Raw genomic sequence first — 21,939 nt, 5'->3', positions numbered from 1 at the left:
TATTATTTAACTAATGACTTCTTAATTGCTTCCATGGCTTTTTCATAGGCGATCAGGCCATTTATGTTCCAGTAGCTTGGATCGTCCAATTCATAGACGCTGCCAGTTTTGGCTGCAGGCATGCTTTTGAAAACGGAGCTTTCCTTTAATTTAGCAGTTCCGGCTTCGTTTGGAAGGCTGACCAGGAAGAGGTGGTCGGCATCGAGGCTGGATAAGGATTCCAGGGAGACTGGCTGCCAGGCAGCTTCTGCTTTGGGAAGCTTTTTAACCATGGCAGGCTGAGAGACTCCTAAATCGCCGTACAGCACGTTTCCTGCAAATCGATTATTTTCAAATAAATAATACTTGCCGCCGGCTGACCAGATAATAGCTGCTGTTTCATCACCGATGGAAGATTTAATATCTTTGGACGCTTTTTCGGCATTCTTTTCATAATCGCCAATTTTCTTTTCGGCATCTTTTTCTTTGCCGGTGATTTTCCCCATGATTTTCAGCTGCTTTTTCCAGTCTGCACTGTCTTCATCTTTATACACATAAACCGGGGCAATCTTTTTATATTCTTCATACTGACCGTTCTGAATTGCGCCCTTGGAGCTGAATACAATTAAATCAGGATCGGCTTCGATTGCCTGCTCAAGCGGCATATCCCAGCCGATTTTAGGGACATCTTTCAGCTGTGGCTGCAGATAATCCAGGACCGTATCCCCGATGGACCATTGTGCCGCCGGCTTCACTCCGAGTGCAGCGAGGGAATCCTCCATGTATGGAGCAAGGATCCGCTTTGGTTCAGCCGGTATGGTGACTTTACCCATGGCATCTGTAAGAGTGGTCTCCTTAGATTTTTTATCAGCGCCGCTGCTTTCGTTTTTGCCGCATGCTGATAGGACCAAAATGGAACAGAGCAGGGCCGCAAGGAAGCTTATATATTTTTTTTGTCCGTTCATGTATCGTTCCTCCTAAATACGTTCATATGCAAATGATAATCATTCTCATGAGAAAAGTCAAGAATTGTGAACAGAATGTGTTAAAACCTGCTATTTTCTACAAATATATTGAAAGCGGGAGTGCTAAATTTTATACTTACTAGAGCGATAAGCGTTCTCAATACTTTAAACAGATAGAAAGAAGGAAAAGCCTTTGAGGAGAGAATCCGTTGAAAATACAAAGAAGCCGGCTGGACGGGCAGTCCGGGCAGCCTGGCTGACGATGTGCTCCCTCTTCCTCCTGATTGGTGTGCTGTTTCTTTCACTTATATATGGAATTGCTCACATCTCAATAACAGATGTGATGAATGCACTGTTTCATTTTGATCCTGGTTTGAAGGATCACCAGATCATCCATGATATAAGGCTGCCGAGAATTCTCGCGGCGGCCATGATCGGGGCATACCTGGCCATTTCGGGAGCCGTCATGCAGGCATTGACCCGGAACCCGCTGGCTGAACCGTCCTTGATCGGAGTTTCCCAGGGTGCTGCCTTTGCCATGGTGGTGGCGCTTGCAGCGGCGCCCAGTCTTTCAGCTGCGGCATCCGTCGTCCCCGCTATGATCGGTGCCGGTTTAAGCGTCATTCTCGTATTTTCCCTGGCCTCCATGTCAAGGGGAGGGGCGGCGCCTGTGAAGCTTGCGCTTGCCGGGATGGCAATCGGGATGTTCCTCGCCTCCCTGACTTCCATCATTGCCCTCCATTTTGGCTCTGCCAAGCAGCTCAGCTTCTGGTATGCGGGCAGTCTGGACACGGCGGACTGGCAGGAAGTGAAGATTCTGGCGCTTGCCGGTGCAGCCGCGCTTCCACTCATCGTCTTTCTTGCCCGGCCCCTGACTCTATTGAATTTAGGGGACGAGGTGACAAAGGGGCTCGGAATTAACCTGCGGGTGGTGAACGGACTCGGGATACTGGCCGTGCTGCTTATGACCGGCAGCTCTGTGGCCGCTGCGGGAACGATTTCCTTTGCCGGGCTGATCATCCCGCATATCAGCCGGATGCTGGCAGGTCCGGACTACCGTTTGAGCCTTGGGTTATCGGCGGTATCAGGAAGCCTTCTCCTGGCTGCGGCTGATTTGGGCGCCAGGATGATCAACCCGCCGTATGAAACGCCGATCGGTGTCATAACGGCTGTTATTGGTGTTCCGTTTTTCTTATATTTGGTCAGAAGCGGAAGGGGCAGATTATGAATAAGAAGCAGAAAGCTCGTTTTATTCAGATTATGGCCCTGCTTTGCAGCATCCTTATCATCGCCTGTCTTGTATCCCTAAGCCTGGGGGCAGCGTCCATATCGCCCAAGGAAGTCTTTGCGGCACTGACAGGCAGCGGGACACCTAAGCAGGAACTTATTCTATTTCAATTCCGCATGCCTGCGATAGTGCTTGCCATCATGGTGGGAGCCGGCATGGCTGTTTCCGGGACCATTCTTCAGAGCATCACCCGGAATGAACTGGCTGATCCGGGGATTCTCGGCATCAATGCAGGTTCCGGGCTCGCGGTCGTTATTTATATATCCTTCTTTCAGACAGCGGTCGGCGGGCTTAGTCTCGCAGGAACCTTCATCCTGCCGGCAGCCGCCTTTCTGGGGGCTTTGCTTGCAGGAGCTGCCATCCTGCTTCTGTCATGGAAAAAAGGCCTCGATTCCATCAGGCTGATCCTGGTCGGGATCGGTATCAATGCCGGCCTCAGTGCTGTCATCATTGCCATGCAGCTGAGGCTTTCGCCAAATGATTTTATCAAGGCCATGGTCTGGCTGGCCGGAGATCTCTGGGCATCGCAGTGGCCGTATGTGTGGGCTCTGCTGCCCTGGTTCATTATTCTCTGGATCTGTGCCTTTTATAAGGCTCATGCCCTTAATATCATGCAGCTCGGCAGCGGCATGCCGCGTGCCCTCGGCCTTGGGGAACTCCGGGAAAGGGTCCTGCTGCTGGTGCTTGCCGCTGCACTAGCCGGTCTCGGTGTGGCAGCAGGGGGGGGAATTGCCTTTCTCGGCTTGATCGCACCCCATATCGGACGGAGGCTTGTCGGCCCAAGGCATCAGCTCCTCATCCCGGCTGCGTCCATGATCGGTGCCATCCTGCTCACGGCAGCCGATGTGATCGGGAAAAATGTGCTGGCGCCGACAGAAATACCCGCCGGGCTTGTTGTGGCCCTGATAAGTGTTCCATATTTCCTGGTCCTTTTAATGCGGGGCAAGTAAGGAGGAGTTAGGATGACAATCCTTTCAGCTGATAAATTGAACATCGCCTACGAAGAACGGACCATAGTAGAGAATTTAAATCTTGAATTCAAGCCGGGAAAGATAACGGCCATCATCGGCCCAAACGGCTGCGGGAAGTCGACGATTTTAAAAACCATGGCAAGGCTTCACCCTGCCGCGTCGGGAGCTGTGTACCTGGACGGAAAGCTGATCCACAAGGAGCCTGCAAAGGGAGTAGCCAAAAAGCTGGCCATCCTGCCTCAGTCTCCCCAGTCTCCTGAAGGACTGAGCGTGCATGAACTGATTTCCTATGGGCGCACTCCTCACCAGACCGGGTTCTCAAGGCTAAGTGCCCGTGATCTGTCTATGATCGAATGGTCGCTTGAAGTGACAGGACTTAAAGATCTGAAGGATCAGGCAGTGGACACGCTTTCCGGCGGACAGCGGCAGCGTGCATGGATTGCCATGGCCATTGCACAGGAAACAGACCTGCTTATGCTTGATGAACCTACCACCTATCTCGATCTCTCCCATCAGCTTGAAGTGCTGCAGCTCCTGCAGAAGTTAAATCATGATAATGGGCGGACGATTGTTATGGTGCTGCATGATCTGAATCAGGCTGCCCGTTTTGCCCACGAGCTCGTGGCTATCAAGTCCGGCAGGATTGTCCGGCAGGGGACGCCTGCCGAGGTCATGACTCCAGACATGCTGCAGGAGGTTTTTAATATAGAAGCGGAAATTGTGGCAGATCCCCGGACAGGAAAGCCGGCCATGATTTCCTACGACTTGATAAGGTAAAGGAGAATGGCCATGCTGCAACAGGAAGCGATCTGGCAGGAGCTTGAACGTTTTAACATATGTCATGAGAAAAGAGCAGATTTTACTGTGAGCCCTGATGATCCGGCACCCTTACTGGAGCTCGCCCAGGCTAGGACAAAGGCGGAGATGCCTCATGCCATGGGGTCTGTATTGATGCGGAATGCCGCCTTCATCTTTGTTGCCCGCTTATATATGCTGAGCAGGCACAGACTGGCCTGGAAGGGTGAAAGCAGCCGGATCGGGGTACGGGATCATGAAGCATATGGCCGCTGGTCGCCGCAATGGGTGCTGGGTGCTGGAGAATGGGTCCCTGTAACGGAAGAACAAGCGGCAGAGACCCTGTGCGATATTGTCTGTACAGACTGCGGGGAGCTGATCCGCTCTGTGGCTGCTGCAACCAGATCCTCTCAGGTTGTGCTGTGGGAAAATGTATGGGGCTATTTACTGTGGATGTATACCGGGTTATTTAAGGAGAAGGGTGAAGAGGCCGGCCGCGCCAAAATTGATCTGAAGCTCCTGCTTGAAGATGAAATCTGGCGGGGCACTCAGCGCCGGTCGCCTTTCCAAAAATTTTTAAACGGCATGACTCCTGAAAAGAGCGTGGAACAGTACGCACGCGTTACCTGCTGCTTATTTTATCTGGTGCCCGGGAATGAAAAATGTTCATACTGTCCTAAGCTTTCCCATGAACTTTGCCTCACAGAAAATGAATGAAACCACCCGCTTAAATGTGGCGGGTGTTTTTTTTCATGGCACTGATTCTCCCGGATATCCTAATCAGTATCTGAGTTAAAAGGATTTATGAATGTGAGCTCATCCCGGATTGAAGAATTTGATCAAATCGTGAATTTAAGAAAAGTTTCGAATGACAGACTGATTGACTATTGGCAGCAATATTCAGATTTAGCCCTTATGGTATGATGGCATCAGGCAGTCTAAGAGGGGGATTTAGCTTGAAGAAAGAAATGCTCAGAGAGGCAGAGGAGTTCATTCGAACTTACTGTCAGGAGCTGGATAAAAGCGGGCAGATGGAAGCAAGGCTCGCCAAAATAGCAAAAAGCATACATATAGATGGATTTTATCAGCATTCGTTTGAGGAACTGGAATACGGGGCGAGGATGGCCTGGCGGAACAGCAACAAATGCATCGGCCGCCTGTTCTGGGAAAGCCTGCAGGTGCGGGACATGCGGCATCTCCATACGGAAGAGGCCGTCCGGGACGCCCTGTTTGACCATATTGAGATTGCCGCCAACAAAGGGAAAATCAGGCCGTTGATTACGATTTTCCCTGCAAGCGGGAGCGGAGTTGACATAAGGATTTGGAATCAACAGCTGATACGTTATGCAGGATACGAAACGGAGCATGGAACATTAGGAGATCCGGATTCCATCGAGTTCACCAAGATCTGCAGGAGCCTTGGCTGGGAAGGTGATTATACACATTTTGATGTATTGCCTCTGGTTATTCAGGTAAACGGGAGAACACCCCGCTTATTTGATATACCCCGTAAGCTCGTGCTTGAGGTTCCGCTGCGGCATCCGAAATTCGATTGGTTTGGAGACCTTGGGCTGAAGTGGTATGCCCTTCCCATCATTTCCAATATGAAGCTTGAAATCGGCGGAATTGAATATAGGGCGGCTCCGTTTAACGGCTGGTACATGGGGACAGAAATCGGGGCAAGAAATCTGGCTGATGAAACGAGGTATCATGCACTTCCCCGCATTGCCGGGCGGATGGGGCTCGACACCAGAAGAAATGCTTCCCTTTGGAAGGACCGCGCCCTGATCGAACTGAACGCCGCTGTGCTTCATTCCTACAAAGAAGCAGGAGTCACCATCGTCGACCATCACACAGCTGCCCAGCAGTTCAAGCTGTTTGAGGAGAAGGAAAAGGATAAGGGCAGACACTTAACAGGGAATTGGTCCTGGCTCATTCCTCCGGTTTCCCCGGCAGCTACCCATATATTTCATAAACCTTACAAGAATGAAGTAAAAAAACCAAACTATTTTTATCAGAAAAATCCATACTGAAAGATAACATCAGCCGGAATATGCTGGTGTTTTTTTTGAGCGTAAAGGGGCGCAGCTCCGCTTACATGCCTGCGATTGCCCCGCTCCTTATTTAGTTGTTCCGGCTCTTGTCTGGTCGTAAAAGTCTTTTAAGTTTTTGCGCTATAACGAACACTTCTCCCTCAATGCAATCCCCGTGACTCACTCAAAAATATAAAAAAATTACTCATCCTCAGCCTAAATGCAATGAAATTTTCAAAAAAAACAGACTTTTTTCATGAAATTTTCACAACTTTGTCAAATTTTTCCCAAATGTGTGTTCGGTTTACAGACTCTTTTTATCTGCCGGACTCTCATTTTTTCTATTAAACAGGTCCTTTCTATGGTTACCAAACCTATCAGCGTGGGTGGTTTTTTTCCCAACACCACTGTCTGTCATTCTATGATTTAATTAGTTTACTCAAATAAAAGGAGGAGTACATATAAGCTAGAGGCGCAGTGATTTAGCAGTTTCGCAGATTAGTTGCAGTTGCCTGCTGGGCGGCAAGGTTACGCCGGCAGGATGTTGGGTGACCGCGTGACGATTAAAAAAAGATGATCATGGAGAAGGAGTTGTATTGAATTTGAAAAAGAAATTCTTAGCAGGTACTGTCTTGTCTTTAGGTCTGATGGTTTCCGTATTGCCCCAGGGGGATGCTTTTGCTGCAAAGAACGTCTTGAGCCAAGAAAAGTTCAATAAGGAAAAGGATTCTCTTGAGTTCCGTTCCGGAAACCTGACCAAGGCTTCCAGGCTGGGTGCCGAGGAGATTGTCTTCAATTATCTTGATCAAAACAAGCAATCTTATAAACTTGGCAAGAAAGCGGCAAAGGACTCATTCATTATTAATAAAAAGAGCAAGGACGAGCTTGGCAATACCGTGGTGAAATTACAGCAGACATTTGGCGGGGTACCAGTATTCGGCTCCACGCAGGCGGCTGTGATAAATGAAGAAGGAGTTTTGACTGTCCTCTCCGGAACAGTGGCTGCAGACCTTGATGAGAAGCTGGCCGGGAAGGTGAAAAACGGCATTAAAGCAAAAGAAGCAGTCAAGATTGCTGAAGCAGACCTGGGCTATGCTCCTTCCTACGAGCGTTCTCCTAAATCAGACCTTGTTGTATTTACCGATGATAAGGGCGGAGCCGAATATGCTTACAAAGTGGAAATGAGCTTCCTGAGCCCTGAGCCTGGCAACTACTTCTACTTTGTATCTGCTGATAAGGGGAACATCCTCACTAAATATAATACCATCCATGAAGTAACCGGGACGAACGCTGTTGGTTCTGGAACCGGCGTGACGAAGAATTCCGTTTCCTTGAACACGACCCTTTCAGGAGGCCGCTATTATCTTCAGGATAACACGCGCGGCAATGGAATCTTCACATATAACGCAAACGGCGGTTCAGCTCTTCCGGGAACACTTTGGTCAGATGCGGACAATGTGTTCAATGCAGCCTATGATGCGCCTGCTGTCGACGCGCATTACTATGCAGGCAAAACCTATGATTATTATAAAAACACGTTCGGCCGCAATTCCTATAACGGAGCAGGTGCTGCCTTGAAATCGAGTGTCCATTACGGAAACAAATATAATAATGCATTCTGGGACGGCACTCAGATGGTATACGGAGATGGCGATGGTACGACCTTCATCCCGCTGTCAGGGGGACTTGATGTGGTAGCCCACGAATTGACGCATGCCGTGACATCCACGGAATCAAATCTTGTATACCGAAATGAGTCAGGCGCTTTGAACGAAGCAATCTCCGATGTATTCGGAACAGTGGTTGAGTACAAATACCAGGCATCAAAATTCGACTATAACATTGGTGAGGACATTTATACTCCAGGAGTATCAGGCGATGCCCTGCGCTCCATGTCCAACCCGGCAGCCTATGGCGATCCGGATCACTACTCTAAGCGTTATACCGGCACTCAGGATAACGGCGGAGTCCATACGAACAGCGGTATCATCAATAAGGCTGCCTACCTGATCGCAGCCGGCGGAACTCACTACGGCGTGACAGTCCAGGGTATTGGAGTGGACAAGCTTGGAGCAATTTTCTACCGCGCCAATACGATCTATCTGACTTCAAGCGCGACGTTCTCACAGGCAAAAGCGGCACTTCTTCAATCCGCGGCTGACCTGTATGGCTCTGCAAGCTCTGAACGCACTGCAGTCAACAACGCATTCAATGCAGTAGGAGTAAACTAATCTCTTATTTCCACAACAGGAACATCGATAGCTGCTATCGATGTTCTTTTTTTGTTGAAAAGGAAAAAGGGCAGAGGTATAGAAATGATTTGGTAAGTCACTTGTGTTCAGGGAGGAATCATGAAGTATCAGGAGCCGTTTTTTTCAGAGGACTTAAGGAATTCAATTAACCGGAAGGAAGAAGGCGCATCACAGCTCATCCAGGAATTAAACCAGTATTACAAGCCAGCTTTTAGTGAGAAGGGGCTGTATTTTGCAGCGGAATTGTTCAGGAAGGGAGACGATTGCTTTGTTCCTGAGTATGAATCCGCCCTGGTTCTGGAAATTTCTGAGGATGATGAGCTGATTGACTATCATTCTATTACGGTATGGCATTGCCAGCGTACCTGGCTTGCACTGCCGGTGTCGAGGAATGTACCCGGCAGCAGAGTATGGGGGGAGCTGGCCGGTGAAACGCTGGAGGAGATCCGGGAGGAACTGGAGGATTACATCGAAGAACAGCTGGAGGAAGTTATTTAGTTTAACACATTATTTTTCCTGGTTCTGTTTGGTGATTTTCGGGTAAGGAAGGGAGAAGTCACTTTTTGGAGCTGAAAAATATGAGTAATCATAAGCCGGTTATTGGCATTACATGTTCGAATTTCGATTTTAATGGGCAAAACAGCAGTGTGCTGCATTATAGCTATGCAAAATCCGTCATGAAGGCAGGCGGGGTGCCAGTCATTCTTCCGCCAGCTGATGAGGAAACAGCCCGTGAATGGGCAGATATATGTGACGGGATCCTGTTGAGCGGCGGGGAGGATATAGATCCCCAGCTCTTTGGCGAGCAGCCTCATCCAAAGCTCGGCCGCATAATTCCGGAGCGCGATGACACAGAAATGGCGATGCTGCCGCTTCTCCGGGAGCAAAAGAAGCCTATTTTTGCCATCTGCCGGGGCATTCAGGTGCTGAATGCCGGTCTTGGCGGAACAGTGATCCAGGATATCGAAAGTGATGACAGAAGCGTCATGAAACATCATCAGGATGCTTCAACAAGGGCAGCCGCCACCCATTCTGTCACTGTGGAACGGGGAAGCCTGCTTCACGATATCGTCGGAAAAGAAGAACTCCAGGTCAATAGCTTCCATCATCAGGCAGTCCGTGACGAGGCGCCGGGGCTTAAGGTGTCCGCATCTGCACAGGATGGCATTGTAGAAGCCCTCGAATCTGAGGACAAGGAAGGCGGCTGGATGCTTGCAGTCCAGTGGCATCCTGAAGATATGACAGAAACCAGCGATGACATGCTTGCGTTATTTAAGGCGTTTGTGGATGCATGCCGCCGTTAAGATAGAAAAAGCCGATTTTTAATGCTGACAACGTGTACCGGTACTGTATCGGGCACGTTGTTTTTGTTTACTTTCGGCTTTGATGGGCAAAAATAAGGAAATGCAGGAGGAATCAAGGGTGTTTTAAATGGGAATTGACTTATCAATTTCTTCATTGTAAAATATTCTTAATTTTCAATACGTGAATATCGGCTATGAAGAGAAGAGTAATTTTGTTTCATTATTTCCAGAGAGCTCCGGCAGGTGAAAAGGAGCAATAATGATCATTATGAAAAAAGACTCGGAGCTTTCGCGCAGATTTAAGGCTTTTCTTAAGGATGGCGCGACGGGATCTCCCGTTATAGAGATAGGGTATAATCAATCATTAAAGTTGACGTACTCGAAGAGGTTGATATGGTGACATATCAATAAACTGGGGTGGTACCACGGAGCTTAAACTCTCGTCCTCAAGATGAATAATCTTGGGGGTGGGAGTTTTTTTTGTTTTTTGGCTCTGTTAAAGGACGCAGTTGAAATTTTTATTCCTAATGGGTGCTTTAATAGAAAAATGTATGGCTGCTTGGGCATTCTCTTTTTTTCACTAAACAAATACAAAAGAGACCTTAGAAAGGTCTCTAAAAATGCTTGGGATTACTAAATTTATTGCCCTCCACCCGAATAACGGTTATCACCCATCGTATGATTCATGTCCTCACCAGACTTAGCGTTAGGATTTATTGGGTTATGGGGATTGTTATTATTTTTCTTGCGTCTCCAATCAATAAAAAGTGCGAGTGCCAAAGTACCGAGAACAGCTGGAATTAACCAAGTCACACAATCACTCTCCTTTTAATCAGCATAACATTTATTTCCATTCGAGAGGATTTTATTTTTAGATTGTGGCACAGTATTCAACATCGTCCTAACAGAGCGTATTTTTTAAAAGATATAAGTAAAAAGCTATTGAGGAGTGAGATGGATGAGCAGTGAGCAGACAGAGGGCAGATTCAGGAAATTTGAATCACTAAAAACCCGGGGGATCTCAGTATACCCTGAAGGATTTTCCGTTAATTACGAGATTCTTGAAGCCTCTCAGCTTGAAGATGGTACTTCTGGTGTGCGGGTGGCGGGCAGGATTATGAGTATCAGGAACTTTAATAAATTAATATTCCTTACCATATCTAACATACAAGGCAGTTTGCAGCTCCTGCTCAAAAGAGATGAAGTAGGCGGGATTCCCTTTGAACAATTTAATGACTTCTTGGATATAGGAGACTTTATTGGTGTGACAGGCAGGATGTATACTACCAGGACAAAAGAAAAAACGCTGCGCATTGAAAGCTATGTTTTCCTGGGGAAAGCATTTCGGAGTCTTCCGGAGAAGTGGCACGGCTTAAGTAATGTGGAGCTTCGATATAGACAGCGGTACTTGGATTTAATGATGACAAAGGAGACGCAGGACCGCATGCTGGCCAGGAGCAAGATGGTACGCGCCATCCGCCGTTTTTTTGAGGATCATGATTTCCTGGAAGTAGAGACTCCGGTATTACAGCATACCTCCTCAGGCGCCATTGCCAAACCTTTTAAAACCTATCATCATTCGCTGGATACAGAATTGAATTTACGGATTGCTCCGGAAACCTATTTAAAGAGGCTGATTATTGGCGGCTTTACGAAAGTATTTGAAGTTGCAAAGTGCTTCAGGAATGAAGGACTGAGCACCCAGCATCTTCAGGAATTTACTATGGTCGAAGGATATGCAGCTTACTGGAATTATCAGGATACCATGAAATTAATGCGCGAGATGGTGCTGTATATTCTAAGGCAGACCTTTCATTCCACGACCATTGTCATAAAAGGACAATCCATTGATTTTTCACTAGAGTGGGAAGTGATTTCCTTCAGGGATTTAATTTATAAAGAAACAGGAATAGATATCAGCCTTTATCCCGATGTGAAAGATTTGCTTCAAGAAACAAAAAGGAGAAATATTGAACTGGATCATCCAGGGATAAATACTTTGGGAAGAGGCAATTTCATTGATTTGCTGTATAAAAAAACCTGCCGGCCCCAACTTGTAAAACCGACATTTTTAATTCAGCATCCGATTGATTTATCCCCGCTTGCCAGGGCTAATGATGACGACCCATCTCTTACGGACCGTTTCCAGTTAGTCGTAAACGGAGCCGAAATTATTAATGCTTATTCCGAATTGGTAGAACCCATTGAGCAAAGAAAAAGGCTGGAAACACAAGCTGCCTTAAAAAATAATGGGGATGCAGAAGCGATGGAGATGGATGAAGATTACTTAACAGCTATGGAATATGGAATGCCGCCTATTTCTGGATGGGGATTTGGAATTGAAAGGTTATTGATGGTACTGACGGATAGTGAAACCATTAAGGATTGCACATTGTTCCCCTTAACTAAGAAGGTATAGGAACATTATAAGGGGATGTGCAGGTGATTTTATAAAATTTAAATAAGAGTTATCCCATAAGCAAAAACCCAGAACCAATAGGATCTGGGTTTTTCATGTTTAGAATCAGCCGTTTTTATAGGAAAATCACATAAATCAAAGCGGCCAGCACAATCCGGTAGATGGCAAACGGCACAAGTTTGATGCGGTTGATCAGCTTCAGGAAGAAGCGGATGAAAACAAGTGCCACCACAAAGGCGCTGATAAAGCCTACAATGAAGAATGGCATGGCATCCATGGTAATGTACTCCCAGTTTTTAAGGAGGGAGATGCCGCTTGCACCAAGCATGATAGGAACAGCCATGATAAAGGTGAAATCAGAGGCTGCGCGGTGGCTCATATTGAGCAGGACGCCGCCGGCTATGGTAGAGCCTGAACGGGAGAAGCCCGGCCACAGGCCTAAACATTGGAACAATCCGACCCCGATCGCCTGCTTGTAGGAGATTCCGTCAACAGTCTGTGTTTTTGGAACTTTTGGCTGCAGTTTATCGGCGATGATCATGAGTATGGCACCGATCACCAGCCCGATAATGACGGTTTCCACCGAGAAAAGATGTTCATCGATATAACCCTCGAACAATACCCCGGTGACCCCGGCCGGAATGAGGCCGGCAATGACCTTCATCAGGCTGAGCCTGCCGCTGGCTTCGCTTCCTGCCGGGTCTTTCTTTAAGCCGAACATATTTAAAAAACGATCCTTGAATACGATAACAACAGCAAGTATTGAGCCTAGCTGGATGACTACCTTGAAGGTATTCGCCACCTGCGCTGTAAAGAGTTCCTTTGAATGAAGCAGAAGGTCATCCACAATAATCATATGTCCCGTTGAGGAAACGGGGGCAAACTCGGTCAGGCCCTCCACCACACCCAATAGAAATGCTACAAACAACTCCCAAAGATTCATGAAATTAAGCTCCTATTTCTTTTATTCTATGATATGCCTGCAAGCTACTAATTTATCATATTGCAGGATATTAAGCCAATGGAACCCAGCATTTAGTGACACTTCTTCATTATATAAAAGATTTGCTTTACAGGGGCGCGTTTTCATCGAATTTTCACTAATAGATATTAATATGCAGGTATTCAAAAAGAAAGGAGGATTACTTTTATGAAAAAAGGAGTTTTTTGGGGAGCTCTGGCAGTCAGCCTTTTCAGCATCATCCAGTGGGTGCTGGGCTTGATTTATACTCTGTCATCGGGAGGCCCGGGACCATATGGGCCATGGCCATGGACAGACGATGGGCAGCCCGGCTTTCATGGAGCACCTGCTGCATAAAAGGATTCTCTTCGCCAGCCGGATCAATGCTGCACAAACCGTCAAGCGCCTGCAAAAAACGGCTGTCTCCTTAAGTCCGGTTCACCTAGAAAGAGGACTTGCCAGGATAGAGAACCGTACCATGCTGATCGAGTCAGAAGTTCAGGCAGCGCGGATGCTGTCATCTGGAGCCGGGATATCGGAGGAGGTCATCCGCCGCAGCCTTAAAGAAGAAACAGAACAACGACTGTGAAAACTAAAACAGAACAGCAATAAAGAAGCAGCCTGACCATAAAAAAGGAAGCACTTCCCATCATAAGTGCTTTTCTTTTTTGTGCATACCCGTTATCCTATCAATATTAAAACTGCCTTGGGAAATAGGGGACTGTCCCCCATTAGGAAAAGGAGTGGTTCCGTGAATATTCTGCTGGCAGAGGATGATGAGAAGCTGGGTGAGTTGATTGTTTTTATGCTGGGGAAGAAGGGGGGATTCAAGACGGAGTGGGTGACGGATGGGCGTGATGCTTATTTTTATGCATCCACTTCGCATTATGATGTGCTGATCCTGGATTGGATGATGCCTGATATGAGCGGTGTGGAGGTGTGCAGGCGTCTCCGGAAGGAAGGATATCCGGGTGCCATTCTGGTGCTGACTGCGAAGGATGCGGTTCAGGACAGGATCGAGGGGCTGGATTCCGGAGCGGACGATTATCTTGTAAAGCCCTTCGAAATTGATGAGCTGCTTGCCAGGCTGCGGGCGCTGTCACGGAGGAATTATGCGCCCATCGTTGGAGAGGAAATTCAAATAAATGATATTCGTCTGAACCGCTCCAGTCAGACACTTGTGAGCAGTCTGGGTGAAATCCGTTTGAGCCCGAGGGAGTTCCAGCTGCTCGACCTGCTGGTCCAGAATAAAGGACAGGTGCTCCCGCGAGATCTGATCATGGACCGTATTTGGGGATATGATTCAGATGTTTCCATGAAGACCATTGATGCTACTGTGAAGCTGCTGAGGAAAAAGCTCGACCAGCTGGGGATGCAGGATCTGCTGCACAGTATCAGGGGGGTAGGCTATAAACTTGAGTAGTAAGCTGCCGCTCATTTTCAGAGAACACCGGAAGCCGGGGGAGAAGGATGTTTTCACGAGTACACAAAACCGGCTGACTCTGACTTACAGCGGGCTGCTCATGCTGTTTCTGGTTCTGTTCATTGTCATTGTTTTTGCTATTCTTTATTTTGTTATCCTTAATGACCAGGAACGTGAGTTAGAGAGTCTGGCAGGGGAAGAAGCCCGGGCCATCAAGGCTTATTTGAAGCAGGATGGCCGGCCTGGCTTTATGGGGAATTCTGCCCCGGAGATTGTCTTTGCCGGGGCTGATCAATTTTTTTACTATGTCATCAGCCCGGATGGAGAGGTAATCACCGGGAGTGAGGCCTTTCCGCCTCTCAGAGGTGAGCTTCTCAGTCTGATAAATAAGGGAGCTCCCGGGCGCGGCGGCATACGGCGGGAAAAACTGAACATAGACAAAGCCCGATTCGTGGGGAGAGAGATTAACAGGAATGGCCGTGAAATCCATGTTCCGGCCATGCGTGATGAAGTTCATCTTATGATTGCAGGCAATCCCCTGATTTTAAGAGGGCGCGAAGTCGGAACTCTATATGTAGGAAAAGATGTTTCATTTGCTTATGACTTGTTTAAATGGCTGTTTGCCGTGCTTGGAGGGATTGCGCTGATTTTTGTTGGACTTGCAGTGTATATCAGTTTCCTGATGTCGAAAAAGGCAATGTTTCCGATCTCGAAGGCCTTCAGCCGGCAGCGTACGTTTGTTGCCGATGCCTCTCATGAGCTTCGTACCCCTCTGAGTGTTATGCTGTCATCCATCAACGCCATGGAAATGACCACGGAGCTCCAGGAAGATGAATATTCCCGTAAGCTTCTTTATGGCATGAAGGATGAAGTCAAGCGGATGACTAATCTTGTGGGTGATATGCTGACACTCGCCCGTTCAGACTCTGATCAGCCCGAGCTAAACAGGGAAACTTTTGACTTTAAGGTGCACGCCCAGAAAGCTGTCGAGTCGGTGGGACCGCTTGCTGCCGCTAAAGAAATCAGCCTTAAGATAGAGGGACCCGATGCTGTACCGGCAGAAGGCGACCCTGAACGGCTTAGACAGCTCCTGATCATCCTTCTTGATAATGCCATTAAGTATACCGGCAGTGGCGGCAGGGTCGTTCTTAGGCTCACGTCTGGAAATGAAGGGCTGTACATGCAGGTGCAGGATACCGGGATAGGAATCCAGCCCGGAGAACATAAGCTGATATTTGAGAGATTTTACCGGTCAGATACGTCCAGGTCCAGGAAAATGGGCAGCCATGGACTTGGCCTTGCCATCGCCAAGTGGATCGTGGACAGCCACGGCGGGAGCATAGAAGTCGAAAGTGAAGCCGGAAAGGGGAGCACGTTCACCGTTCGGATCCCCTTCATAAAGATGAAGAATACGTAGATGGAGCTGTAAATGCCTATCTGCGTTTTTTATTTTATTCTATCTGTCCCGTTTACCATTTTGCCTCGAGAATGTTGAAGACAAATTTATCTGAGATTTTCAGTTTGAAAGTCCCTCATGCCCATGATGAAGACCTTTTTGCGCGAGAATGCAGCTAGAAAAGTTCTTCATGCCCATGATGAAGACCTTTTTACCTGAGAATGCAGCTAGAAAAGTCCTTCATAGCCCCGATGAAGACCTTTTTACCCGAGAATGCAGGTTAAAAAGTCCTTCATCCCTCTGGGGATCACCCGGCTAATAGATTTCCCAAAAACTCCGCACGGAACCGCACCATTTTTATTAAAATAAGGATTGATATGTTTACCCATTGGTTAATGGAGTCTTCCAGGTAAATCCTTGCAAGAATTCCCATAATAATCTAAAATTAATACGTATTATGATAATACGTAAATGGGGTGAAGTCATTGGAAAGAGACTATGGCCGGGAACTGGATGAATTAAAGAACCAAATGAAACTGATATTGAACTACATAAAACCTGACCTTCCGAAAGAGGATGATACTAAAGAGAGCAGCTCTTTAGCTGATGGCAGCATCCTGAAGGTCTATTACTCCGGTGAGATGGAAACCGATCAGCAAAAATATCATGGGCTGGCCCGGGAGAAAAGTCTTCCCTCTATATTGGCAGGTGAAAGTGAGGATATGGCAAGGATTCTTTCTTCGCTCGGACATAAGCAGCGCCTAGAGATTATCAAGGCATTGCTGGTTCAGCCGAGGCATGGCACTGAGCTCGTGGAGCTGCTTGGAATGGGAACAACGGGACAGCTTTATCATCATTTAAAGCCTTTGATCGGCGCCGGCTTGGTTCTGCAGGAAGAACGGGGCGGCTCCTACAGTATCCCAAGGAAAAGAGCGCTGCCGCTGCTCCTGGTTCTGTCTGGGGTAATGGAAATGTTTGATACAAGCCGCTATATCAAAATGAGAGATGTGCGGGAGCGGGCAGCCGATTATACAGGGAAAGACATCGGCATGGGCCCTGGTGCTCTCATTCTTGCTGTTCTGCACAATTCGGTAGAGGAGCATAAAGCCGGCCATTGCAGCAAAGCCCTGATCATCCTCCAGGCAGACGGAAGCGCCACGATCTCGGATGATGGCAGGGGCATTCCGGTTGAAGTGATGTCGGACGGTCCGCATTCCGCTTTGGAAGAGGTGCTGACAGATCTCAATCTTAGATTTACAGATTATAAAGCACCCGGGGCAGCCGCTGAAATGGAGATTGGCATCGTTAATGCTCTGTCTAAGAGCCTAACAGCCGTCATCAGCAGGGGAGGTTATCAATATCGGCAGTATTTCCGGAATGGCATCCCGCAGTCCGGGCCTTCCATCATCGGCGAAACAAAATCCACAGGCACAAGCATTACAATTGTCCCGAACAGTGAGCTGATAAAGGGAACATTTAATGCAAAATTACTGAAAGAAGCAATCACCAGCATCCATGAAGCATATCCTGGTTTCAACATTACACTGTTAGATCATAGAACAGATGACGAGGGAGGGCAGATATGACGCGGAAAGAAGCCATTCATTCCCATGAAGATATACTTAGTATGCTGGATACACTATTAGAAGAAAAAAAGAGATTTAACTGGGACAGCTTTTATGAAAATAGAGAAAGAAAGGTCCCTTTTTTCGAAAATCTGCCTGATGAAAATCTTGCAGACTATCTCCAAAGAGGCTGGATTAAACAGGGGAAGGCACTGGACCTGGGCTGCGGGCCGGGGAGGAATGCCCTGTTTCTTGCTAGAAACGGCTTTCGTGTTGATGCGGTCGATTCCTCCGCGGAAGCGGTCCGCTGGGGGAAGGAGAGGACTGCCGGTTATCCTGTCCGCTTTATAAAAGAAAATATTTTTAATCTTGATACCCAGGCGGGCTCCTATGATGTAGTCTATGACTCCGGCTGCTTTCACCACATTGCACCTCACCGCAGGCTGAGCTATCTGGAAATCCTGGAACATGGTCTAAAACCGGGCGGGATATTCGCATTAACATGCTTTGCTGAAAACGGCGGTCTCGGCGGTGCTGATATATCGGATTGGGATGTGTATCGGGGTATGAGTCTGAGGGGCGGACTTGGCTTTACTGAGGAGAAGCTGAAAAGAATCTTCAGCGGCTTTGAAGTTCTCGAAATCAGGAGGATGAAGGACTTCCCGGCCGGCAGTGGATTATTCGGCTATTCTGATCTGTGGGCCGGCATTTTTAAGAAAAGATAAATAGTTTTTAAGGAATAGAGGTGATGTTTTCCTCTATTCCTTTTTTATTGCAGCCGAAATGCTGCCGTTCCCCGTACGGATTAAAAAAAGTTAATATTCTTAATATTCCCCGAGCTATTAAACTTCCTGCCCAATTAGCCGTTATAAAGGATATTACACTTCAAAGAGGAATGGTCATAATGAAAAAAAGTATTTTACTAGCAATCATAGGAATCTTGCTGCTTGCCTGTGCAGGCTGCGGAGCAAAACCGAAGTCCGGCATGGCGGATGAGCCGGTCAGGATAGGGATTATGCTGTCAGATGCGGGCTTGGGGGATCAGTCGTTTTCTGATTTAGGGTTTACAGGTCTGGAAAAGGCAAGGGATGAGCTTGGCATTTCATTCGATTATAAAGAGATAAAGGATACGAAGACATATGAGCAGGGACTTGCCGAGCTTGTAAAGGATGGCAATGACCTGGTGATCGGCCTGGGCTTTTCCATGCAGGAAGCAGTGGAAAAAACGGCCAGGAAGTATCCGAAGCAGCCATTTTTAATCATTGATTCGGTGTCTGAGCTTCCCAATGTTTATTCCGTGACATTTAAGGAAGAAGAAGGCTCTTATCTAATCGGGGTTCTTGCGGGGATGAAGACAAAGAGCGATGTAGTCGGCTTTGTCGGCGGAATGGATGTCCCGCTGATCAAAAAATTCGAAAAAGGCTTTGCTGAGGGAGTTAAAGCTGTAAACCCGAAGGCTCAAGTTCTTTCCGAATATGCAGGGACATTTGATGATGTTGACAAAGGTTCGGCAATAGCGGGCAGCATGATCAAGAAAAAGGCGGATTACATTTATCCGGCAGCCGGTTACACGGGTGTAGGGGTGTTAAAGCAGGCTGAAAAATCAGGCATTTACTCTTTTGGAGTAGATACGGACCAATTCTTTCAGGCGGAAAAGGCAGTCGTCTCTTCCATGCTGAAGAAAGTGGATGTGGCCATTTATGAGCGGGTGAAGGAATTCTCCAAAACAGGGAAGCTCTCCGGACATAAAATTCAGCTTGGCATAAAAGAGGACGGAGTCGATATTGCCCCAATAAGGATCGTCAGCCTTACCCCAGCGGAAACTGAGAAATTAGAAGACTTAAAAAAGAAGTTAGCCAACCAGGAGATTCAAATCATTCAATAGGCTGGAGGTCAGGAGAACAGCATGAAGCTTAAACAAAAGATTTTATTATTAACACTCATACCAATGCTATTGTCGGCAGTCATCATCGGCGTGAATATTGCCGGCATGAGGTCGATCAATTCTTCAACAGAAAATACGGTAAAGACATTGCTGCATGCAGAGGAATTGAACAGCTCGACAAAGAGCCTGGCCAAGTCACTGGGTGCTTACTCAATGGTCCCCTCCGGAAGCAATGCCAATGATATAACACTGGATTTAAAAGACGTGGAGGCAGAAGCGGCTGAGCTGAGGAAAAAATTTGATTCAGGCAGAAAAAAGGAAGCTATACAAAAAATCAGCAGGAAATTCAATGAGCTGAAGGTCGCCGGATTAAAAGTGGCAGATGAACAAAACCAGGCTGAAGCGAAGCGCCAGTCTTTCCGGACAAGAGGGATGGCCAATGATGTTATTGAATTAAAAAAAATGATCAATGCTGATTATATGAACCTCCAGGATGCCATTAAAGACCGAATTCAGCTGATGGTTACATTCTCCCTTGGTGCAGTCATCATCCTGATTATCGGAAGCATTATAGCGGCGTTCGTATATACCGAAAGAATTGTCAGGCCGGTGAGGCAGCTTACCCGTCATGCCGAAGAAATTGCAGATGGGAACCTGAATCTTGAAACAATTAAAGTCAGGACAAAAGATGAAATCTGGTCCATGAATCATGCTTTTCAGAGGATGACAGACAATTTGCGTTCCCTGATTAAGCATGTGGGAGAGAGCTCAGGCCAGGTTGCGGCTGCCTCTGAGGAACTGATGGCCAGTGCCGACGAAACGATGAAGGGCACTGAACAGATTACAGTGGCTATGCAGCAGGTGTCGGCAGGTGCCGAGCAGCAGACTGCCAAATCGAATGAATCGGTCAAGGCCGTGCAGGCTGGGACTGAAGGTGCAGCGAGAATCGCAGAAAATGCAGCTTCTGTATTTGCACTTACTGCGGCTGCTAATGAGCAGACAAAGCGGGGCTCCCATTTTGTTGAGGAAACGTTGAATCAGATGAATCATATATCCGGTTCTGTCGAAAATGCAGGTGAAGCACTGGAAAAACTCAATAAGCGCTCCCTGCAAATCGGGGAAATTCTTACATTGATCACAGGGATCGCCGATCAGACGAATCTGCTTGCCCTGAATGCAGCCATTGAGGCGGCAAGAGCAGGAGAGGCCGGTAAGGGGTTCTCGGTCGTCGCATCAGAGGTCAGGAAGCTTGCCGAGCAGACGAGGGATTCAGTGTCACATATCTCGGAGCTTACTTCTGAAATGCAGAGAGATGCCAAAACCAGCGTGGATGCCATTCACTCGGTGAAGGAGAAGGTGCTGGCCGGACTTGAGATTGCCAACGACACGGAAGAGGCCTTTGCTTCCATCCTTTCCTCTGTTGACAATGTGACCAGCCAGATCAGCGGGATCACAGAGGCTTCGGCAAGGATCAAGGAAGATGTCTCACTTGTTGCCGAGGATGTGGCTGAAATGTCAGAGGTAGCAGCAAGCACCTCCTATCATGCAGTCGAAGTGGCTTCGGCATCGGAAGAACAGCTGGCTTCCATGGAAGAAGTGAATGCTGCAGCCGCTTCACTGGCCCGTCTGGCTGAAGAACTCCAGGATACCATTTCGGCATTCCGCATCTAAAAATTAATGTCTCCATGCCGTAGTGATTTTCACTTTTATAAGTAAAAAAGAGTGTTCTTCGTTAAGAGGCTGGCAGGAGCACAGTATAGCAATCAGGAAAGAAAAATGCTTGGAGATTATGTCTCCAAGCATTTTTCAATACTTTCCACCTATTCAAACAGGCCAATCAGCTTTCTTATCGAATGAATCAATACGTCTGGTTCATCAATTTGAATGTAATGAGCGCTGTTTTCGGCAGTCACCAATACACCATTAGAGGATATTTCAAGAATCTCTCTCTGCATTTGATTCCATAATGCTTGAGATTCTGCTGTGTAATGAGCTTTTTTACCGGCTGAAAGAACCACTAATGGAATTTTTAATTTACGTTTAGTTTCTTTTAACTGATCAAGGCTTTCCATAAATTCATCGTAATTTCCTTCGTGAATAAATTGATTGTTGTAGGCTTGCTGGAAATCTTGCGGCATGGTTGGAAGAAATCTTTCTCTATAATCTTCAGGAGTAGAGTCAACCAGGACAAGCCCGCAAACGTCATGTTCATATTCAGTTGCGAATATCCGCATATTGACCCCGCCAAATGAATGACCTACCAATAAATATGGAGGTTTAATATTGGCTTTAACAAGTAATTCTTTCAGCTCTTTAACCATTTCACGGCTTGTTCTGGGAGATAAGCTTCGTTCACTTTTTCCAAGCCCTGCTCTATCATATATGAAAACAGAAGATAGTTTTGAAATCTCTCCTATCACCGCATTCCATGACTTGGAAAAATCCCCATATCCGGCGTCCATGATAATTGTGGTTTTACCGTTGCTTTCTCCCATTAATTTGGCATATAATTTGCAGCCTCTTGTTTTTACGAAGAAATCTTTACTCATTAGATCAATCCTCTCTCATGTCAGGTGCCAATAAAGAAACTTATTTATCTGAAAGGCTTTATAGGTACCTGTTACTTTCCCCAGTAAACAATTCTGTCAATTTTAACATATGTATGATTGCCGGACCATCCTGAGTCCGGCCTTTTATCTGAAC

21 protein-coding genes and 1 other annotated feature are annotated in these 21,939 nt (G+C 47.2%); of the genes, 17 read left to right on the top strand and 4 right to left on the bottom strand.

Annotated features, from left to right (window positions below; translation table 11 throughout):
* Positions 1-2 precede the first annotated feature (2 nt).
* Positions 3-944 carry an ABC transporter substrate-binding protein gene (locus V1501_RS18725; RefSeq protein ID WP_409290388.1) on the bottom strand — a complete coding sequence of 314 codons (942 nt, stop codon included), beginning with the start codon at positions 942-944 and terminating at the stop codon, positions 3-5.
* A 193-nt stretch (positions 945-1,137) separates the two neighbouring features.
* Between V1501_RS18725 and V1501_RS18720 the strand changes: the two genes are divergently transcribed.
* The 8 genes from V1501_RS18720 to V1501_RS18685 all read left to right on the top strand — a co-directional run bounded on the left by V1501_RS18720 (position 1,138) and on the right by V1501_RS18685 (position 9,587).
* Positions 1,138-2,172 (top strand): FecCD family ABC transporter permease, encoded by a 1,035-nt coding sequence (locus tag V1501_RS18720; RefSeq protein ID WP_409290387.1) that lies wholly within the window; start codon positions 1,138-1,140, stop codon positions 2,170-2,172.
* On the top strand, positions 2,169-3,182 hold the full coding sequence (locus tag V1501_RS18715) for a FecCD family ABC transporter permease (RefSeq protein WP_409290386.1): 1,014 nt from the start codon (positions 2,169-2,171) through the stop codon (positions 3,180-3,182). The genes V1501_RS18720 and V1501_RS18715 overlap by 4 nt, the downstream gene beginning before the upstream one ends.
* A gap of 12 nt (positions 3,183-3,194) precedes the next feature.
* The gene (locus V1501_RS18710) at positions 3,195-3,980 is read left to right on the top strand and encodes an ABC transporter ATP-binding protein (protein ID WP_409290385.1); all 786 of its coding nucleotides are present in this window, start codon (positions 3,195-3,197) and stop codon (positions 3,978-3,980) included.
* A 12-nt stretch (positions 3,981-3,992) separates the two neighbouring features.
* Positions 3,993-4,715, top strand: coding sequence for a (2Fe-2S)-binding protein (locus tag V1501_RS18705; protein WP_409290384.1), 723 nt, complete (start codon positions 3,993-3,995; stop codon positions 4,713-4,715).
* A 239-nt stretch (positions 4,716-4,954) separates the two neighbouring features.
* On the top strand, positions 4,955-6,031 hold the full coding sequence (locus V1501_RS18700; RefSeq protein WP_409290383.1) for a nitric oxide synthase oxygenase: 1,077 nt from the start codon (positions 4,955-4,957) through the stop codon (positions 6,029-6,031).
* A 602-nt stretch (positions 6,032-6,633) separates the two neighbouring features.
* Positions 6,634-8,262, top strand: coding sequence for a M4 family metallopeptidase (locus V1501_RS18695; RefSeq protein WP_409290382.1), 1,629 nt, complete (start codon positions 6,634-6,636; stop codon positions 8,260-8,262).
* Between the two features lie 120 nt (positions 8,263-8,382).
* Positions 8,383-8,781: a hypothetical protein gene (locus tag V1501_RS18690; protein WP_409290381.1), complete on the top strand. Its 399-nt coding sequence runs from the start codon at positions 8,383-8,385 to the stop codon at positions 8,779-8,781.
* A gap of 80 nt (positions 8,782-8,861) precedes the next feature.
* Positions 8,862-9,587: a gamma-glutamyl-gamma-aminobutyrate hydrolase family protein gene (locus V1501_RS18685; protein ID WP_409290380.1), complete on the top strand. Its 726-nt coding sequence runs from the start codon at positions 8,862-8,864 to the stop codon at positions 9,585-9,587.
* A 185-nt stretch (positions 9,588-9,772) separates the two neighbouring features.
* Positions 9,773-10,038: a binding site (T-box leader), on the top strand.
* A gap of 188 nt (positions 10,039-10,226) precedes the next feature.
* Here V1501_RS18685 and V1501_RS18680 read toward each other — a convergent pair.
* Positions 10,227-10,400, bottom strand: coding sequence for a hypothetical protein (locus V1501_RS18680; protein WP_409290379.1), 174 nt, complete (start codon positions 10,398-10,400; stop codon positions 10,227-10,229).
* A 145-nt stretch (positions 10,401-10,545) separates the two neighbouring features.
* Between V1501_RS18680 and lysS the strand changes: the two genes are divergently transcribed.
* Positions 10,546-12,006, top strand: a complete 1,461-nt coding sequence (lysS, locus tag V1501_RS18675; protein WP_409290378.1) for a lysine--tRNA ligase — start codon at positions 10,546-10,548, stop codon at positions 12,004-12,006.
* Positions 12,007-12,121: 115 nt separating this feature from the next.
* Here lysS and V1501_RS18670 read toward each other — a convergent pair whose 3' ends face one another.
* Positions 12,122-12,949 (bottom strand): undecaprenyl-diphosphate phosphatase, encoded by an 828-nt coding sequence (locus V1501_RS18670; RefSeq protein ID WP_409290377.1) that lies wholly within the window; start codon positions 12,947-12,949, stop codon positions 12,122-12,124.
* A gap of 207 nt (positions 12,950-13,156) precedes the next feature.
* Between V1501_RS18670 and V1501_RS18665 the strand changes: the two genes are divergently transcribed.
* The 8 genes from V1501_RS18665 (at position 13,157) to V1501_RS18630 (ending at position 20,907) form a co-directional block, all read left to right on the top strand.
* Complete coding sequence (locus V1501_RS18665) at positions 13,157-13,324, top strand: hypothetical protein (RefSeq protein WP_409290376.1); 168 nt, start codon at positions 13,157-13,159, stop codon at positions 13,322-13,324.
* Positions 13,263-13,556, top strand: a complete 294-nt coding sequence (locus V1501_RS18660; protein ID WP_409290375.1) for a PspA/IM30 family protein — start codon at positions 13,263-13,265, stop codon at positions 13,554-13,556. The genes V1501_RS18665 and V1501_RS18660 overlap by 62 nt, the downstream gene beginning before the upstream one ends.
* A 162-nt stretch (positions 13,557-13,718) precedes the next feature.
* Positions 13,719-14,390: a response regulator transcription factor gene (locus tag V1501_RS18655; RefSeq protein ID WP_409290374.1), complete on the top strand. Its 672-nt coding sequence runs from the start codon at positions 13,719-13,721 to the stop codon at positions 14,388-14,390.
* Positions 14,383-15,807 carry an ATP-binding protein gene (locus tag V1501_RS18650; RefSeq protein ID WP_409290373.1) on the top strand — a complete coding sequence of 475 codons (1,425 nt, stop codon included), beginning with the start codon at positions 14,383-14,385 and terminating at the stop codon, positions 15,805-15,807. Before V1501_RS18655 ends, V1501_RS18650 begins: the two co-directional genes overlap by 8 nt.
* A 464-nt stretch (positions 15,808-16,271) precedes the next feature.
* Positions 16,272-17,372 carry an ArsR family transcriptional regulator gene (locus V1501_RS18645; RefSeq protein ID WP_409290372.1) on the top strand — a complete coding sequence of 367 codons (1,101 nt, stop codon included), beginning with the start codon at positions 16,272-16,274 and terminating at the stop codon, positions 17,370-17,372.
* Entirely contained in the window at positions 17,369-18,076 is a 708-nt protein-coding gene (locus V1501_RS18640; RefSeq protein ID WP_409290371.1) for a class I SAM-dependent methyltransferase, read from the top strand. Before V1501_RS18645 ends, V1501_RS18640 begins: the two co-directional genes overlap by 4 nt.
* A 179-nt stretch (positions 18,077-18,255) precedes the next feature.
* Complete coding sequence (locus V1501_RS18635) at positions 18,256-19,236, top strand: BMP family protein (protein ID WP_409290370.1); 981 nt, start codon at positions 18,256-18,258, stop codon at positions 19,234-19,236.
* Positions 19,237-19,257: 21 nt separating this feature from the next.
* The gene (locus V1501_RS18630) at positions 19,258-20,907 is read left to right on the top strand and encodes a methyl-accepting chemotaxis protein (protein ID WP_409290369.1); all 1,650 of its coding nucleotides are present in this window, start codon (positions 19,258-19,260) and stop codon (positions 20,905-20,907) included.
* Between the two features lie 149 nt (positions 20,908-21,056).
* Here V1501_RS18630 and V1501_RS18625 read toward each other — a convergent pair whose 3' ends face one another.
* Positions 21,057-21,785 (bottom strand): alpha/beta fold hydrolase, encoded by a 729-nt coding sequence (locus V1501_RS18625; RefSeq protein WP_409290368.1) that lies wholly within the window; start codon positions 21,783-21,785, stop codon positions 21,057-21,059.
* Positions 21,786-21,939: the final 154 nt, after the last annotated feature.

This window comes from Paraperibacillus esterisolvens (assembly GCF_046237625.1).
GTDB lineage: Bacteria > Bacillota > Bacilli > Bacillales > DSM-1321 > Paraperibacillus > Paraperibacillus esterisolvens.
Note: the sequence above shows the minus strand (reverse complement) of the source record. Positions and strands in the feature narration are given on the sequence as shown.

Coding starts and splice junctions, on each gene's coding strand:
- V1501_RS18670 (WP_409290377.1), bottom strand. CDS start 12,949: ATGAATCTTTGGGAGTTGTTTGTAGCATTTCTATTGGGTGTGGTGGAG.
- V1501_RS18625 (WP_409290368.1), bottom strand. CDS start 21,785: ATGAGTAAAGATTTCTTCGTAAAAACAAGAGGCTGCAAATTATATGCC.
- V1501_RS18630 (WP_409290369.1), top strand. CDS start 19,258: ATGAAGCTTAAACAAAAGATTTTATTATTAACACTCATACCAATGCTA.
- V1501_RS18685 (WP_409290380.1), top strand. CDS start 8,862: ATGAGTAATCATAAGCCGGTTATTGGCATTACATGTTCGAATTTCGAT.
- V1501_RS18635 (WP_409290370.1), top strand. CDS start 18,256: ATGAAAAAAAGTATTTTACTAGCAATCATAGGAATCTTGCTGCTTGCC.
- V1501_RS18705 (WP_409290384.1), top strand. CDS start 3,993: ATGCTGCAACAGGAAGCGATCTGGCAGGAGCTTGAACGTTTTAACATA.
- lysS (WP_409290378.1), top strand. CDS start 10,546: ATGAGCAGTGAGCAGACAGAGGGCAGATTCAGGAAATTTGAATCACTA.
- V1501_RS18725 (WP_409290388.1), bottom strand. CDS start 944: ATGAACGGACAAAAAAAATATATAAGCTTCCTTGCGGCCCTGCTCTGT.
- V1501_RS18715 (WP_409290386.1), top strand. CDS start 2,169: ATGAATAAGAAGCAGAAAGCTCGTTTTATTCAGATTATGGCCCTGCTT.
- V1501_RS18690 (WP_409290381.1), top strand. CDS start 8,383: ATGAAGTATCAGGAGCCGTTTTTTTCAGAGGACTTAAGGAATTCAATT.
- V1501_RS18665 (WP_409290376.1), top strand. CDS start 13,157: ATGAAAAAAGGAGTTTTTTGGGGAGCTCTGGCAGTCAGCCTTTTCAGC.
- V1501_RS18640 (WP_409290371.1), top strand. CDS start 17,369: ATGACGCGGAAAGAAGCCATTCATTCCCATGAAGATATACTTAGTATG.
- V1501_RS18710 (WP_409290385.1), top strand. CDS start 3,195: ATGACAATCCTTTCAGCTGATAAATTGAACATCGCCTACGAAGAACGG.
- V1501_RS18660 (WP_409290375.1), top strand. CDS start 13,263: ATGGGCCATGGCCATGGACAGACGATGGGCAGCCCGGCTTTCATGGAG.